Origin of the sequence: Streptomyces sp. NPDC049040, from assembly GCF_043197715.1 — a bacterium.
Classification (GTDB): domain Bacteria; phylum Actinomycetota; class Actinomycetes; order Streptomycetales; family Streptomycetaceae; genus Actinacidiphila.
In genome coordinates, this window is the sequence record NZ_JBICTO010000004.1 from 192,503 (window position 1) to 207,529 (window position 15,027).

The window sequence follows — 15,027 nt, forward strand, 5'->3', positions numbered from 1 at the left end:
GCCGGCCGCGGACCGGGGGCTCCGCACCTCCGACCGCCCGCGCCGGCGGCCCGGCAGACCTGCGCGGTCACGGTGTCAGCTGTCCGGGTTCGCCGCGCCGCCGTCAACGCCGCCGGGCTGCCCGGACCCCGGAGCACCCGGTGGGAGCGGCGGGGGCGGGCACGACCTGCCGGCGCTCCCCCGCCGTTCCCACCACTCGAATCCTTCGAACATCAGCAGGCCGAAGACGAACGTCCCGGCTCCCGCGATCACCAGACCGCGCACGTGAAGGCCGCTCTGCCACACGTTCAGAGCACCGATCCACGCGGCCATGAGCAGAGCCCTGCCCGCATTGGCAAGACGCATCGTGCCACCCCCTCGGTACATCCCCCGGACCGCGCCGAGGCTGCGCGACTCCCTGGCAGGGTCCGACGACGCGGAGCGCGCCGTTCCCGACCTCGGATCCAGGCGCCTCCCAGGCGAGTCACCGCATTGCACATGCCGCACCAAATGTAGTCCCGGATCGATCGGGAGCGGTTCGCCTCCTCATCAGCAGGAGGAACCATCATTGGAGTGGTCCGAGCCGCCTCGATGGTCCGGCCCGCGGGCCCATGCTCCGAAGGCCGCCCGGAGGCACCTGGCCGCCGCCTGTCGTCATCGAGGTGCGCACGGTCCTCGGCGCGCACGCTTCATTCAGCCCGCCGTGTCCTCGGCCTCCCAGCGGAGCAGGTCGCCCGGCTGGCATTCGAGCACCTCGCAGAGCGCGGCGAGCGTCGCGAAGCGCACCGCCTTGGCGCGGCCGTTCTTGAGCACCGCGAGGTTGGCGGGCGTGATCCCCACGCGGTTCGCGAGGTCGCCCACGGACATCTTCCGCCTGGCCAGCATCACATCGATGTCGACGACGATCGGCATCAGATGACCTCGTCCAACTCGGCCTGCATCTGCGTCGCTTCGACGTCGCGAGCGACGGCCTGGGCAAGCAGCATGCGCAGCACGAGCACGATGAGCGCGACCCCCAGGATGGCCACGCCGATCCCGCCCATGATGAGGGTGACCCCCGGGTCGTCCCGCTGGCCCGGCGCGTTGACGGCCGTGACCGTGAACCACAGCAGGGCGACGGCGACGATCGCGCCGATCACGATGTCCACGTATCCGAAGGCGGCGTGGGAGAACACGGTTCCGCGACGCACCATCGACACCAGCCGCCATACACAGACCACGGCGACCTGGACCGACACCATGCCCAGAAGGGCGATCACGCGGAACGCCGTCAGCGGGAGCGACCCGTCCTCCGGATCGCTTCCGCTGACCAACGCCCAGACCATCAATGCCTGCACGAACACCGTGCCGGTGAGCACCACCCCGAGCACCGCACGCAGCGCGCGCACTGTCAGCTTCCCCATGGCCGACCCCTTCCATCGATTGTCGATGGCAATCTATCGATTTTCGATAGGTTGCACAAGGAGGGCCACAGCACTGCGGCCAGGCGGCGGGGGCCGCCGGGCGGCATCAGGTGGGCTCAGGGTGCGTCCGGCCGGGCTGTCGGGCCGAGTTGCCGCCACTCCTCCTCAGAGGCCGCCAGCAGTGAGGCGATCCGGTCCTCCGGAGGCAGCGGGCCGTGATCGCCGGGCACCCGCAGGGCGGCGCTCGCGGTCAGATGGGCCAGACGGAGCGCTCTCCGGAGCGGCTCGCCTCGGCGCAGCCCGGTGAGGAAGCCCGCGGCGAAGGCGTCGCCCGCGCCGACGGGTTCGATCACCTCGGTGCGCAGGGCGGGCACGGTGTGCGCCTCGGCGCCGTCGAAGGCGGTCGCCGCGTGGGCGCCGTCCTTGACCACGAGCAGGCGCGGGCCGGGCAGGAGGCTCCGTACGTCGTCCGGCGCGCCGATCCGGTCGCCCCACAGGGCCTGCGCCTCATCGAGGCCGACGAAGACCAGATCGGCGCGGTCGGCGAGGGAGAGCAGCAGGTCGGGGGCCGAGCCGTCCGTCCACAGCGCGGGACGGTGGTTGACGTCGAAGCTCACAGGAAGCGAACCGTTCAAGGCCTCCTCGACCAGCGCCAGGCACGAAGGTGACAGGGCGGCGGTGATGCCGGTCAGGTGCAGCAGCGCCGCGTCCCGCACAGCGGCGCCCGCCAGCAGGCCGGGCCCGAGCGCCGATGCGGCCGAACCCCGGCGGTAGTAGTGGACACGGGTCGCGGCCTGTCCTGGGTCCTTGACCAGCAGACCGGTCGGCCGGGTCGGATCCACGCGGACGCCGCCCACGTCGACCCCGGGCGCTGCCACCTCGGCCAGCACCCGGCGCCCGAAGGGGTCGTCGCCGAGCGCCGACACCCAGCGCACGGGTATCCCGTGATCGGCGAGGTACATCGCCACGTTCGACTCGGCCCCGGCCACGGCGACCCGCAGTCCGGCTGCGGCCACGAGCGGGCCCACCGGCTCGGGGACGAGCGCGGCCATGGTCTCGCCGACGCAGACGATCGGACCCCCGGCGCGCGGCATCACCGTGCGGCCCGCCGCGGACCGGGGAGTCCGCTGTGCCCGCGGGAGGCGGCCGCACCGCGCGCCCGGCCCGTACGGACGAGCGCCACGGCACGCCCTACGGCGCTCCGCGCGGCACTCGGTCCTGCGCTCCGCACCCTGCCCGGCACCGCCGGCCGCACTGCGGTCCCGGCCTTCACCGGTCCTCCCGTCCCTGGCCGAGGTCCCTCACCGCGTCCAGGAACATCCGGGCCCTGACCCGCAGCGCGTCCAAGCTGCCGCCGTCGGCTGCGTCCCCGAGCAGCGGGGAGCCCACGCCGACGGCTATGGCGCCGGCGGCGAGGTAGTCCCTGGCGGCGGCGACGTCCACACCGCCGACCGGGACGAAGGGAAGCGCGGGGAAGGGACCGCGCAGGGCGCGGAGGTAGCCGGGGCCGCCGGCCTGCTCCGCGGGGAAGATCTTCAGCGCCTCCGCGCCCATCCGGCCAGCGGCCACGATGTCGGTGGGGGTCATCACACCGGCGAGTACCGGCATCCCCAACTCGCGGGCGGTGGTGACCCCTTCGCCGAGTGCCGGGGTCACCGCGAAGTCGGCTCCCGCGGCCTGGACGGCGCGGGCGTCGTCGGCGGTGAGCACGGTCCCCGCACCGAGCGGGGCCGCGGGGCCGAGGGATGCGCGGGATCGCGCGATGACGTCGAGTGCACCCTCACCGCTGAGCGAGACCTCGACCAGGGCGACGCCCTCCTCCACCAGGGTCATCACCGCCCGGTGGGCGGCCTCGGGGTCGGTGCCGCGGACGATCGCGACGAGCCTGTGGGTACGCAGCGCGGTCAGTAGGTCCACGTGCGGGCTCCTTTCCTCTGCTGGGCCGGGCTGTCGGCCCGGTACGGGACGGGGGTGGCGGGTCCGGCGGGCGGCCGGAGCCCGGAGAGGGCGGCGTGGTCGGGGGACGGTGTGGCGGGTGGGGACGGTGGCGACGGACCGCGGGAGCTGCCTGCGGCGGCCGCCACCGGAGCCGGCCTCGAAGCGGGTCAGCCCCGCTTCCGCCGGCGCGGGACGAGCCAGTGGCGCCGTCCCCGTCCGCCATGGCCGAGCACGATCTGACGGTGCGTCATTACTGGGCGGTGATCGTCAGCCGCCAGCGGACCTCTCCCGACGCGGGCACCCGCGCCGCCTCCTGCTCCCCCGCCGCGGCCAGGTCGAAGACCCGGCCGAGCATCGGCTCGACGCCGATCGAGCGGTAGGGGGCGCCCTCGGGGAAGCCCCGGAGATTGCGCCACACGGCGACGGAGACCGGCTGGCCTGGCGCTTCGAGGGCGAACTTCAGCGTGTCCCCGCCGTCGTGGACGGCTGCCCGCGCGGTGTGCACGATCGCCCCGAGCGCCGTGCCGTCGTCAGGACCGAGCAGGTCGAAGCGGAGGTCGGGTGCCACGGGGCCCGGGGGCGCGGCGGGCGCCCCGCGGCGGCTGCCGGCGCCGGCGGGGGCCGCGGCCCCCGCCCAAGGCCAGGCGAACGCCTCCCAGTCCGAGCCGCCGTCGCGGTAGAGCCGGGCGGGCGCGCCCTCGACGATGGCGATCCGCCCTTGTTCCGAGATGTCGAGCAGGGCGTGGCCCGCCCACAGGAAGCGGTAGCCGGGCTCCGCCCTGAGGCGGTAGTCGGCGACGACACCGCCGTCCGCCGCGCCGATGGTTCGGGTGAGGTGGAAGTCGGGGCACCGCACGGACGCGGTGTCACCGTCGCACGTCCAGCGCCGGGACCAGGCGTCGCCGTGGTCGGGGGCGCCGCGCACCGTGGGAAGGCACTCCTCCAGGCCGCCCGCGTCGGCGAAGGCGTCATCCGGACCCACCCGGGGCCGGCGCGGTTCTTCTCGGTGCCAGAGCCACTCCCTCTCCCCGGCCGTCAGGGACGTCCAACGTCCGCCGTGCGCCGGGTCGGTGGCAACTCGCAGGACCGTCGCTCCGGTCACCATTCGGCGAATGACCCGTCGTCGTGGCGCCATACGGGATTGCGCCAGGCGTGCCCGGAGCGGTCGGCGGCACGGACCGCGCTCTCGTCGATGGTGACGCCGAGGCCGGGCAGGGTGGTGCGCCGGGCGTGGCCGTCGGTGAAGCGGAAGGGCTCGGTGTCGAGGAGGTAGGACAGCAGGTCGGCGTCCTTGTTGTAGTGGATGCCGAGGCTCTGCTCCTGGATGAGGAAATTCGGTGTACAGAAGGCGACTTGGAGGCTGGCCGCGAGCGAGATGGGGCCGAGCGGACAGTGCGGCGCCAGTTGCGCGCCGAAGGTCTCGGCGAGCGCGGCGATCCGGGTCACCTCGGTGATGCCGCCGGCGTGCGAGAGGTCGGGCTGCGCGACCGCTATGCCGGCGCTGAGCACGGGGAGGAACTCGGCCCGGCCGTAGAGCCGTTCGCCGGTCGCGAGCGGGACAGGCGTGGACGCGGCCAGCGAAGCGGTGAGGTGGCCGTGTTCCGGCAGCAGCGGCTCCTCGACGAACAGCGGGTGGAGTGGGGCGATTTCATGCAGGACCCGGCGGGCGCCGGCCGGGGTGAAGCGGCCGTGGAAGTCGACGGCGACATCGCGGTGGGGGCCCAGCGCCTCGCGGGCGGCGGCCACCCGCTCCACGATGGCGGCGGTGCCCGCCGGGGTGGTGAGGGGGTCGGTGCGGCCCGCGGCGTTCATCTTGACCGCGGTGAAGCCGGCTTCGATCTGGGCGGTGATCTCGTCGGTGAGCCGGGCCGGTTCGTCGCCCCCGACCCAGGCGTAGACGCGGACCGTGTCGCGGACCGCGCCGCCGAGCAGGGCGTGCACGGGGGCGCCGTACGCCTTGCCCGCGATGTCCCACAGCGCGTGGTCGAGTCCGGCGACGGCGCTGGAGAGCACCGGTCCGCCGCGGTAGAAGCCTCCCTTGGTGAGCACCTGCCAGTGGTCCTGGATGCGCAACGGGTCCTGGCCGATCAGCTGTTCGGCCAGGACGTCGACGGCGGCGCGCACCACTTCGGCGCGGCCCTCCACCACGGGCTCGCCCCAGCCGACCAGTCCTTCGTCGGTCTCGACCCGGCAGAACAGCCAGCGGGGCGCCACGAGGAAGGTCTCGACGCGAACGATCTTCACTGGGCGTCCTCCGCCCCTGAGTCGGTGCCGTGCACGAGGTCGAGGTCGCGTACCGCCTGGTCGAGCAGGGCTCTCATGGCGGTTTCCGCGGCGTCCGGGTCCCGGTCGCGCACCGCGTCGAGGACGGCGCGGTGGCTGGGCACCGGGTCCTCGCCGTGCGGCGAGCTGTGGACGATCTCGTCGCGGTGGGCGAGTCCCGATTCGATGACCATCTCCATGCGTTCGAGCAGTTCGTTGTGGGTGGCGGCGAGCAGGGCGCGGTGGAAGGCCAGGTCGGCCTTGACGGCGTGGGCCGGGCCGCCGTCCTGGCGGGCCATCGCGGTGAGCGCCTCGTCGAGGGCGGTCAGGTCGTCGTCGGTGCGCCGTACGGCGGCGAGCCGGATCGCGGCGGGTTCGATGATGCCGCGGACCTCCCCGAGGTTGCGCAGCAGCGACAGGTCGGCCCCGGCCGCGGTGCCGCCGGCGAACTGCCAGCGCAGCACATCGGCGTCGAGCAGGTTCCAGTCGGACCGGGCGCGGACGAAGGTGCCGCGCTTCTGCCGCGCGTCGACCATGCCCTTGGCAGCGAGGACCTTCAGGGATTCGCGCAGGGCGGTCAGGCTGACGTCCAACTCGCCCTGCAACGCCACGAGATCGAGTGTCGCCCCCTCCGGGATCTCACCGCTGAGCACCCGGCGCGCGAGGGTCTCCACGGTCTGGCCGTGCACTCCGCGGCGCGCGTATGGCGTCATGTCGTTCTGCCTTTCTCCAGGTCGGGTGGCATGTCTGTCGGCCGGGCGTTGGTCAGGCAGAGCCCTTGACGACGCTCCAGCCACCGTCCACCAGCAAGCTCGATCCGGTGATGTAGGACGCTTCGGGCGAGGCCAGGAAGGCGATCGCGGCGGCCGCCTCGTCGGGTCGGCCGAAGCGGCCGGCGGCCGTCTCGGCGACGCTCTTGTCCCGGTCCTCCTGGGAGACGCGATCCCAGGCGGCGGTGAGGATGGGGCCGGGGAGCACGGCGTTGACGCGTACCTCGGGCCCGTACTCCACGGCGAGCTGACCGGACAGCGAGAGCAGGGCGCCTTTGGCGGCGGCGTAGGCGGGGTGGCCGGGGATGCCCTTGTGGGCATGCACGGAGGAGATCAGCACGATGGCGCCGCGGCGCTCGCGCAGGTCGGGCAGCAGCGCTCTGACCCCGAGGAAGCCACCGGTGAGGTTGACCGCCACCTGCCGTTCCCAGGAGGCGAGGCTCGTCTCGTGGGCGGGCGCGACGTCGACGGTGAAGGCGTTGCTGACCAGGACGTCCACCGGTCCGAAGGCGTGGGCGGCGGTGACGAGCCGGTCCCAGTCCCCCGGCGAGGAGACGTCCGCGGGCACGAACTCCGCGGCGCCGCCCTGTGCACGGATGCCGGCGGCGACCTCACGCCCCGCGTCCGCGGCGATGTCCGCGAGGACCACTTTCGCTCCCTCGGCCGCGAGGCGGCGGGCGGTGGCGGCGCCGATGCCGGCGGCCGCGCCGGTGACGACGGCCACCTGTCCGGCGAAGCGGGCTGCGGTGAGGTTCATGGGACGGGTCGGCTCCTCTGCGTTCGTGCTTGTCGCGACTTCGGTGACGGGGTGCGGGCGAGGGGGGATTGACCTGCCCGGTGGGTTCATCGGCGGACCAGGGTGACCAGTTCCGCATCGTGGTCGGCGGTCCACGCCAGCGGCAGGCCGTAGTGCAGCAGGTGCGCACCGCTGTATTCCGTGCCGGTCGCGGTGTCCCGATAGCGGGCACCCGGGTCGAGGCCGCGCAGCCGCAGCCGCACGGCGCGGCCGGGGACGAGGGGCGCGCCGTCGAGCCGCCCGGTGCTCCAGGCGGCGACGACGGTACGGTCGCCGCCTGGGGCGTCGTACTGCACCGCGCAGCCCGCGTCTGCGGGCGTGCCGAGCAGGCGGGCCTCACCGTGGTGGATCACCTCGCGTACCTCCTTGTAGCGGGCGATCCAGGAGGCTGCCTCGGCGCGTTGCTCACCGGTCCAGTGCCGCAGGTCGGCGCCGATGCCGAGGACGCCGGCCGCGGCGAGCACGAAGCGAAAGGCGAGCGAGCGGGGCCGCGGGTCGAAGACCCCGGGGGCGTCGGTGACCCAGCTGCTCATGGTGTGCGGCGCGTGCGCGTGCAGATAGCCGAACTGGATAGCCAGCCGGTCCAGTGGAGCGGTGTTGTCGCTGGGCCACACGACGTCGGTACGGGCGAGGGTGGCGTGTTCGATCCGCCCGCCGCCGCCCGCACAGCCCTCGACGGTGACCTCCGGGTGCCGGTCCCTGAGGTGGTCGAGGACTCTCAGGTAGCCGGCCACGTGGGCAGCGTCGAGGTCCTGCTCCCCCGCGGGACCGGCGCCGGGGCGGCCGCGTTCGGTGGGCGGGCGGTTCATGTCCCACTTGAGGTAGGTGACGTCGTGGTCGGTGAGCAACCGGTCCAGGGTGCCGATGACGAAGTCCTGGACGTCGTGGCGGCCGAGGTCGAGCAGCAACTGCTCGCGGACCAGGGTCGCCGGGCGGCCCTCGATCCGGTAGACCCAGTCGGGGTGTTCTGCGTAGAGCCGGGAGGCCGGGCTTATCGCCTCGGGCTCGACCCACAGGCCGAAGTCCATCCCGGTGGCCCGGATCCTCGCGATGAAGTCGTCGAAGCCCGCGGGGAAGGCGGCGGGGTCGGGCTGCCAGTCGCCCAGGCCGCCCTTCTCGTCGTGGCGGCCGGTGAACCAGCCGTCGTCCACGACGAAGAGCTCGACGCCCAGTCCGGCGGCGATCGTCGCGAGTTCGAGCTGCGCCTCGGCCTCGACGGCGAAGCCGGTGGCCTCCCAGGAGTTGTAGAGGACCTTGCGGGTGCGGTGCAGCCGCTCGCCGGCCAGCCGCCTTTCGTAGCGGTGCCAGACGCGGGACAGCCCGTCGAGTCCCTGGGGGCTGAACGCACACGCCAGCCGCGGGGTGTCGAGGCTGCCACCGGGTTCCAGCAGGACGGCTCCCTCGTGGGGGACGCGTCCGGCCCTGACCCGGATCGCGCCACCCGGTTCGGCCTCTGCGGTGATGTGCCAGTTGCCGGACCACTCGAGGGCGACGCCGTAGGCGGGTCCGTCCCCGTCACCGGCGTCCTGCACGGCGAGCCAGGGGGCGTAGGCGTGGCCCGGCGCTCCCTGCGTGGAGGACATCTCGAAGCGGCCGCGCCGCAGGTCGAGTTGATGGCGCCCGAATTCCTGCGACCACTGTCCTGCGAGATAGGTGAGGCGGGCGCCGCCCTGGACCGGCACGTTGACGCCCGCTGAGTCGAGGCGTTCCAGGTGCAGGGCCTCGCTGCCGGCGTTGTGCAGTTCGGTCCAGCGCAACAGCACGTCGGTGCCGGGGACGGTCGCGTAGCAGAGCGTGGTGCGCAGGCCGGTCGGCCGGTCGGTGAACTCCAGCCGCAGGCCGCTGTCCTCCTCGTACTCCGCGCCGGTGAACGTCCACCACAGGCCGCGTTCGCCGCCTGGGCGGCGGACGGTGAGGTCGGCTCCGGTGAACGGCCGCAGCCCGTAGGGGATGAACTCGGCGGGCGCGGCGTCGGCGGGGGTGATGAAGTGGGTGCGGCGGGACCAGTCCAGGGGGGAGGGTCCGGTCTCGGCACCGCGGGGTCCCCAGGCGGCGAGTTCCGCCCAGCGGCCCTCGGCGGCCAGCCGCACCGCGTACACGGTGTGTTCGGTATGCAGCAGCCAGGGGCCGTCCGGGTCCTGCGGTCCTGCGGTGGTCACTTGACGGCTCCCAGGTTGAGTCCGGCCACGAAGTGCCGCTGGAACCGCAGGAAGACGAGAACGGTGGGTGCGGCGGCGATCACCGATCCGGCCGCGATGACGTTCCACTGGGAGACGTACTGCCCCTGCAGGCTCAGCAGGGAGGCGGTGATGGGCATCTTGTCCTCGGAGCGCAGCACCGTGATCGCCCAGAGCAGGTCGTTGAAGATCCAGGTGAAGGCCAGTGCGGTCAGCGCGGCCAGTGCGGGTCGGGCCAGCGGCATGATGATGCGGGTGTAGATCTGCCAGGGTCCGGCGCCGTCGATCACGGCGGCCTGCTGGATCTCCGGCGGGATGGCCCGCATGAAGCCGTGCAGGACGAAGACGTAGAAGCCGACGCCGAAGCCGATCTGGACGCCGATCAGTGCGTAGAGCGAGTCGTAGATGCCCAGCTTCTCGCTGAGCTTGTCGACCGGGATCAACAGGATCTGCGGGGGCAGCAGGTTGCCGCTGAGCATCAGCAGCAGCAGTGCCCGCCGCAAGGGCATGTCGTAGCGGCTCAGCGCGAAGGCGGCCATGGAAGCCAGCAGCAGCGACAGCAGGACCGTCGGGATGCTGACGAGAAGGCTGTTGACCAGGGCCTGCTGCTGGCCGCCCTCCACCCACGCCTGCCGGAAGCCGCCGAGGGTGAAGGAGTGCGGCAGGCTGCCCAGGCCGTGGGAGGCGATGTCGTCGAACGACCGGGTCGCGGTGATCAGGACGACGGCGATCGGTACGAGCCACAGCACGGACAGTAGCCCGGCGCCGGTGTGGAAGGCGACGGTGCCCCACAGCGGGCGCGCGGCCCCCGGCGGCCGGCGCGGAGCCGGCGGTCGCGCGTCCCGGTCCTCGGCGGTCTCGGGGGCGGTTCGGGTGACGCTCATCAGTCGGCCTCCTTGAACGCCCGGACCAGGTAGGACGCGATGACGCCGAAGGCCAGCACGAAGATGACGACGGCGAGCGCGGAGCCGTAGCCGAGCCGAAGGGACTGGAATGCGGTGGAGTACATGTAGGTGCTGAGCAGTTCGGAGGAGTGGTAGGGGCCGCCGCGGCTGAGTGCCCAGACGACGTCGAATGAGCGCAGGCTGTCGATGATGATGACCGACAGCACCACCGCGTTGACGCTGGACAGCTGCGGCAGGGTGATGTGCCGGAACTGCTGCCACCGGGTGGCGCCGTCGACCTTCGCGGCCTCGTACAGCGCCGGGTCGATGCCCTTGAGGCCGGCCAGGTAGAGCACCATGACGTAACCGACCTGGCGCCACAGCGCGGGCACGATCACCGCGTAGAGCGCGGTGTCCTGGTCGGCGAGCCAGGCGTGGGTGAGACTGCCGAGTCCGAGCCCCGACAGGGTCTTGTTGATCAGCCCATCAGGCTGGTACATCGCCTGCCACACCAGTGCGGTGGCGGTGAGCGAGAAGACCACAGGCAAGAAGAGCGCGGCCCGGTAGAAGCCGACCCCGCGGCGCTCCTGCTGGAGCAGCAGGGCGGCGCCGAGGCCGAGGACCGCGGACAACCCGCCGAACAGCGCCAGCCACAGCACGGTGTCGAGCATCGCGGTGTGGAAGACCGTGTCGTGGAACATCTCCCGGTAGTTGCCGAGGCCGATGAACTGCGGGGCCGAGACGCCGTCCCACTTGGTCAGCGAGAGGTAGAAGCCCTGCAGAGCGGGCCAGAAGACGAAGAAGCCCTCGGCGAGCAGCGGCAGCAGGACGAAGGCGAGTACCGCCGGAGGGACCCGGGTGGCCCGCTTGCCCCCGCCGCGCGTCGTGCGCCCACCGCGGCCGGCGCCCGTCGAGGCACGCCGGCCCGCGGTGGTGAGTGCCACCATCTCACTGGCTCCAGATCTTCTGCGCGTCCCGCTGCCAGGCCGTGAGGATGGAGTTGATCTCCTTGGGCTTGGCGAGGAACTTGGTCAGCGCGGTGTCGGCGGTCGGCTGCAGGGCGTCGCTGGAGTCGCGGTTGAAGAACTGCGTGACCTCTGCGGCGTTCTCGATCAGCGCGCGGCCCTTCTTGACCAGCGGGGTGCCGGAGTCCTTGGCCTTGGGGTTGCTGGGCAGCGAGGTGCCGGACGAGCCCTTGAGGTAGATCTCCTGGGCCTCGGCGGTGGCCAGGTAGCTCATCAGGTCCAGCGTCTGCTCCTTGTGCGAGGTGTGCGCGCTGGCGAAGTAGCCGTCGGTGGGGCCCTCTTCTGCGACCGGAATGCTCGGGTCGATGATCGGGAACCGGAAGAAGTCGATGTCGTCCAGCTGGTCCTTGGGCGCCGCGTCGGCGAAGAAGGTGCCGATCAGCATCATGCCGGTGCGGTTGCTGAGCATCGCCGTGGTGGCGTCCTGGAAGGCGAGCGCCGTTCCGTTGGGGTCGAAGTAGGGCAGCACCTCGGCCCACTTGTCGAAGACCTTGTGCACCTGCGGGTCGTCGAAGCTGTGCCGCCCGGCGAGCAGGTCGCGGTGGTATTGGGCGCCGTTGATGCGGATGTTGAGGTAGTCGAACCACGCCGACGCGACCCACGCGGTGTCGCCGCCGGCACCGAGGCCGATCGGGGCGACGCCCTTGGACTTGAGCGTCTTGCACAGGGCTATGAAGTCGTCCCAGGTCTTGGGCTCCTGCACGCCCCACTTGGCGAAGTTGGACTTCTTGTAGAACATCCCCCACCAGTAGTAGCCGGCGGGCACGAACACCTTGGCGCCGGAGGAGTCGCTGCACAGCTTCTTCAGCGCGTCCGGGTATTCGGCGAGTTCGCCCTTGGTCCAGATGTCGCTGACGTCGAGCAGCAGACCCTTCTTCGCATACGCGTCCGCGACCGAGCCGGGGTACCAGGTGAGCAGGTCCGGCGGGTTGGCGGAGGTGAGGTACGTCGGCAGCTGGGTGCGGAAGGTCTCGGAGGCGACGGTGTTCAGCCTGGCCTTCGCGCCGCCGCGCTTGTTGTAGGCGGCGACGAGGTCCTCCATCGCGGTCTTCGCCTGCGGCGAGGACAGGTTGGACTGGAGCGTCGCGCTACCGCCGGACGATTGGCTGGTGCTGCCTGCGTCGGACGAGCTGGAGGTGACGCAGCCGCTCATCAGCGCGCCGGCTCCGATGGCGCCGGCGCCGGCGAGGAACTGGCGGCGGCCGGTCGGCCAGGTGGGTGCGGTGTTCATTGGCAGTGACTCCCTTGTCGGCTGCTACAGCCTGTCGTGACGTCCGTGCGGCGTCAAGATTAATTCGTAAATTATTGAGTAACTGCCCTGACGGGAGCCCGGGATGCCCGGTTTCTGGCATCCCGGGAACCGTCAGGGGAAGGAAGGTGGGTCGGGCGGCGCGACCGGAGGGTCCGGCAGCCTCAGAAGGAGCTCTGCCGGACCACGCCGCCCACGCCGCGCGAAACGGCGAGGACCTGGCCGTTCGGCCCGGCGGTGGCGCCCACCGCTCCGTCGAAGGCGTTGCTCACGAAGGCGTTCTGCGCAAACCAGCCGCCCCAACTCCCCGCCGTGGCGTCGTAGGTCCGCTGCCACAGCGTGTAGTCCGCCGCACGGGCGAGCAGTTGCACGCTGCCGCCGGTGGCCACCAGCGTCGGGGCGGCGCTGATCGTGCCGCCGAGCGAGGTCCAGTCGGACCAGGTGCCCGAGGCGTCCGCGTCCCGGGACCACACCGCGTCGTCCGCTCCGCGGACCGCGACATGGATCCGACCGGAGGCGTCGGTCACGGCCGACGGGCGGCCGTAGAGCGCCACCCCGGCGGGAGCCCCGATCGCGGTCCAGCCGGTGGCCGGACCGCGGCTGGTCACCGTGCCGTCGGCGCCGGTGGCGAACAGCGTCCAGGCGCCCGGGCTCTGGTACGCGGCGGTCGGCGCATCGGCGATCCGCCCGCCGAGGTCCTGCCAGCGGCCCCACGTCCCCCGCGAATACGTCCGCAGATAGGCGTGGTCGTCCGTGCCGCGGACGAAGACATCGATCCGGCCGGCCGAGGCGTAGGCGGCGGGCTGGCCGAGGAACCGGCCGCCGGTCGGGCCGCCGAGGGTGGTGCCCGAGCCGGGCCAGTGGCCGTCACGGCCGGTCGTGGCGCGCAGCGAGCCGTCGGCGTCCCGGGTGAAGGCGGTCAGACTGTCGCCGTCGCGCACCAGTGCCGGATCGGCGGTGGAGGCGGGACCGCCGAGCTTCGCACCGGGCGCGTCGTCGGTACCGGTCAGCTTGAACATCGCGGTTCCGTGCGCGGGAACGGTGACCGTGTAGGTGCCCGTGTACCTACCGCGGTCCGCGCGCGCCCGCAGGTCGCGCACGCTCACCGCGCCGGTCAGCCCGGCCTGGGCGAAGGTCAGCGTCCGCACGGCCGGCTGGTCGGAGCGGTTGAGCAGGACCACCGCACGGCGCCCGGCGCCCTGGAGGACCTTGCTGTACGTGTCGCCGGTGCCGTCGGTGGCGACACGCACGCCCTGGATGCCCAGCGGGTCCTGGTCGACGGCGAGGATCTCGGGGTTGCGCAGGGTGTCGACCATCGCCTGCGGCAGCGTGCGCGGGTCAGAGCCGATGATCAGTGGCGAGGCCATCTCGGCCCACATCACCAGCTGGGTGGTGGACTCCTCCTGGTTCATCTCGTAGGAGCCGTCGACCAGTTGCCGCATCGGGATCAGGTAGTCGGGGTCGTTCCAGTGACCCGGCCCCTGGGCCTCGGGGTGCCAGGCGTTGGCGTCCATGTTGCGCAGCACGTTCGGGAATTCACCCGCGGTCGGCGAGCCCCACGCGATGTCGGTTCCGGTCCGCCAGGAGTCCGCGACCGTCGGGCCGTAGGTGAACGTGTTGTGCGCGTCCTGTCCAGGGGTGTGCGGCAGGCCCCAGTCGTCGGTGAGGGGATTGCACAGGTTCAGCAGCATCGGCCGGCCGGACTTGGCCACCGCGTCGCTGAACTCCTTGTAGGCGGGGCCCGGTTCGAGTTTCTCGCCGATCCCGCACAGGAAGTCGACCTTGATCGCGTCGATCTGCCAGTCCGCGAACTGGTCGGCGTCCTGCTGGTAGTGGCCCCTGCTGCCGAGTCCGCAGTTTGCCGGGTCGTAGTCCCCCGCGTCGGTGTAGATGCCGGCCTTCAGGCCGCGCTGGTGCAGGTACTTCACCAGCGCGGGGATGCCCGAAGGGAAACGCTCGGGGTTGGCGACCAACTGGCCCTGGGGGCCGCGCGGCGAGTCGGCCTGCCAGCCGCCGTCGAGCCAGACGATGGTGTAACCGGCGTCCCGCAGGCCGCTGTCGACCAGATTGTCGGCAACGCTTTCGACCTGCGCCTCCGTCGGCGCGCCCAGGCCGTAGTAGGTGTTCCAGCCCATGGGCGGCGTCGGGGCGAGACCGCTGTCGTAGTACGCGGGCACCCCGGCGGCCGGCTGTCCGGCCGCCCCGTGGTGGCCGCCTGCCGCCTGGGCCGCGCCCGGTACCGCCAGCGCGAGCAGTGCCGCGGCCCCCACCGCGGCGACCGCCCTGGATGGGCGCACCATCCCTGAACCATGCCAAGTCATCGGATTCTCCCGGATTTTGGGGATATCGGGGCACAACATCCACTGAAGACCAGGGGGTGCCCGCCACGACGAGAACTGTGGGCGTGGCGCCGGGAGGTGTCAACGATTATTACTAATAAACTAAAATTCGGGTTGGAGGGGCCGCGCTCAGCCCCTGACCTGGCCCGAGCGGTGCCCCGTGCCTGGTCCCGGACGGACGGTGCCCCGGTATGGAGCGCTGCGG

Annotated in this window: 13 protein-coding genes; all 13 read right to left on the minus strand. The window is 72.2% G+C overall.

The annotated features are described in order from the left end of the window. Positions 1-672 precede the first annotated feature (672 nt). Positions 673-891 carry a helix-turn-helix domain-containing protein gene (locus tag ACGFMP_RS13480; protein ID WP_393672347.1) on the minus strand — a complete coding sequence of 73 codons (219 nt, stop codon included), beginning with the start codon at positions 889-891 and terminating at the stop codon, positions 673-675. After that, a complete protein-coding gene (locus tag ACGFMP_RS13485) occupies positions 891-1,382 on the minus strand; it encodes a DUF2975 domain-containing protein (RefSeq protein WP_393672348.1) in 492 nt (163 codons plus the stop codon). The genes ACGFMP_RS13480 and ACGFMP_RS13485 overlap by 1 nt, the downstream gene beginning before the upstream one ends. 116 nt (positions 1,383-1,498) lie before the next feature. Then, positions 1,499-2,476, minus strand: coding sequence for a sugar kinase (locus ACGFMP_RS13490; RefSeq protein WP_393672349.1), 978 nt, complete (start codon positions 2,474-2,476; stop codon positions 1,499-1,501). 175 nt (positions 2,477-2,651) lie between these two features. Further along, positions 2,652-3,299, minus strand: a complete 648-nt coding sequence (locus tag ACGFMP_RS13495) for a bifunctional 4-hydroxy-2-oxoglutarate aldolase/2-dehydro-3-deoxy-phosphogluconate aldolase (protein ID WP_393672350.1) — start codon at positions 3,297-3,299, stop codon at positions 2,652-2,654. Between the two features lie 271 nt (positions 3,300-3,570). Continuing rightward, the gene (locus tag ACGFMP_RS13500) at positions 3,571-4,302 is read right to left on the minus strand and encodes a hypothetical protein (RefSeq protein ID WP_393672351.1); all 732 of its coding nucleotides are present in this window, start codon (positions 4,300-4,302) and stop codon (positions 3,571-3,573) included. 116 nt (positions 4,303-4,418) lie between these two features. Further along, entirely contained in the window at positions 4,419-5,564 is a 1,146-nt protein-coding gene (gene dgoD, locus ACGFMP_RS13505; RefSeq protein ID WP_393672352.1) for a galactonate dehydratase, read from the minus strand. Further along, complete coding sequence (locus ACGFMP_RS13510) at positions 5,561-6,295, minus strand: FadR/GntR family transcriptional regulator (RefSeq protein ID WP_393672353.1); 735 nt, start codon at positions 6,293-6,295, stop codon at positions 5,561-5,563. The genes dgoD and ACGFMP_RS13510 overlap by 4 nt, the downstream gene beginning before the upstream one ends. A gap of 52 nt (positions 6,296-6,347) precedes the next feature. Beyond that, positions 6,348-7,109 carry an SDR family NAD(P)-dependent oxidoreductase gene (locus tag ACGFMP_RS13515; RefSeq protein WP_393672354.1) on the minus strand — a complete coding sequence of 254 codons (762 nt, stop codon included), beginning with the start codon at positions 7,107-7,109 and terminating at the stop codon, positions 6,348-6,350. Between the two features lie 86 nt (positions 7,110-7,195). Next, positions 7,196-9,307 (minus strand): alpha-galactosidase, encoded by a 2,112-nt coding sequence (locus ACGFMP_RS13520; RefSeq protein WP_393672355.1) that lies wholly within the window; start codon positions 9,305-9,307, stop codon positions 7,196-7,198. Continuing rightward, entirely contained in the window at positions 9,304-10,209 is a 906-nt protein-coding gene (locus tag ACGFMP_RS13525; protein WP_393672356.1) for a carbohydrate ABC transporter permease, read from the minus strand. Before ACGFMP_RS13525 ends, ACGFMP_RS13520 begins: the two co-directional genes overlap by 4 nt. Further along, positions 10,209-11,156 carry a carbohydrate ABC transporter permease gene (locus ACGFMP_RS13530; protein ID WP_393672357.1) on the minus strand — a complete coding sequence of 316 codons (948 nt, stop codon included), beginning with the start codon at positions 11,154-11,156 and terminating at the stop codon, positions 10,209-10,211. Before ACGFMP_RS13530 ends, ACGFMP_RS13525 begins: the two co-directional genes overlap by 1 nt. A 1-nt stretch (position 11,157) precedes the next feature. Further along, on the minus strand, positions 11,158-12,465 hold the full coding sequence (locus ACGFMP_RS13535; protein ID WP_393672358.1) for an ABC transporter substrate-binding protein: 1,308 nt from the start codon (positions 12,463-12,465) through the stop codon (positions 11,158-11,160). A gap of 182 nt (positions 12,466-12,647) precedes the next feature. After that, the gene (locus ACGFMP_RS13540; RefSeq protein WP_393672359.1) at positions 12,648-14,783 is read right to left on the minus strand and encodes a glycoside hydrolase family 27 protein; all 2,136 of its coding nucleotides are present in this window, start codon (positions 14,781-14,783) and stop codon (positions 12,648-12,650) included. Positions 14,784-15,027: the final 244 nt, after the last annotated feature.

Coding starts and splice junctions, on each gene's coding strand:
- ACGFMP_RS13540 (WP_393672359.1), bottom strand. CDS start 14,783: ATGGTGCGCCCATCCAGGGCGGTCGCCGCGGTGGGGGCCGCGGCACTG.
- ACGFMP_RS13510 (WP_393672353.1), bottom strand. CDS start 6,295: ATGACGCCATACGCGCGCCGCGGAGTGCACGGCCAGACCGTGGAGACC.
- ACGFMP_RS13480 (WP_393672347.1), bottom strand. CDS start 891: ATGCCGATCGTCGTCGACATCGATGTGATGCTGGCCAGGCGGAAGATG.
- ACGFMP_RS13485 (WP_393672348.1), bottom strand. CDS start 1,382: ATGGGGAAGCTGACAGTGCGCGCGCTGCGTGCGGTGCTCGGGGTGGTG.
- ACGFMP_RS13490 (WP_393672349.1), bottom strand. CDS start 2,476: ATGCCGCGCGCCGGGGGTCCGATCGTCTGCGTCGGCGAGACCATGGCC.
- ACGFMP_RS13535 (WP_393672358.1), bottom strand. CDS start 12,465: ATGAACACCGCACCCACCTGGCCGACCGGCCGCCGCCAGTTCCTCGCC.
- ACGFMP_RS13525 (WP_393672356.1), bottom strand. CDS start 10,209: ATGAGCGTCACCCGAACCGCCCCCGAGACCGCCGAGGACCGGGACGCG.
- ACGFMP_RS13530 (WP_393672357.1), bottom strand. CDS start 11,156: ATGGTGGCACTCACCACCGCGGGCCGGCGTGCCTCGACGGGCGCCGGC.
- ACGFMP_RS13515 (WP_393672354.1), bottom strand. CDS start 7,109: ATGAACCTCACCGCAGCCCGCTTCGCCGGACAGGTGGCCGTCGTCACC.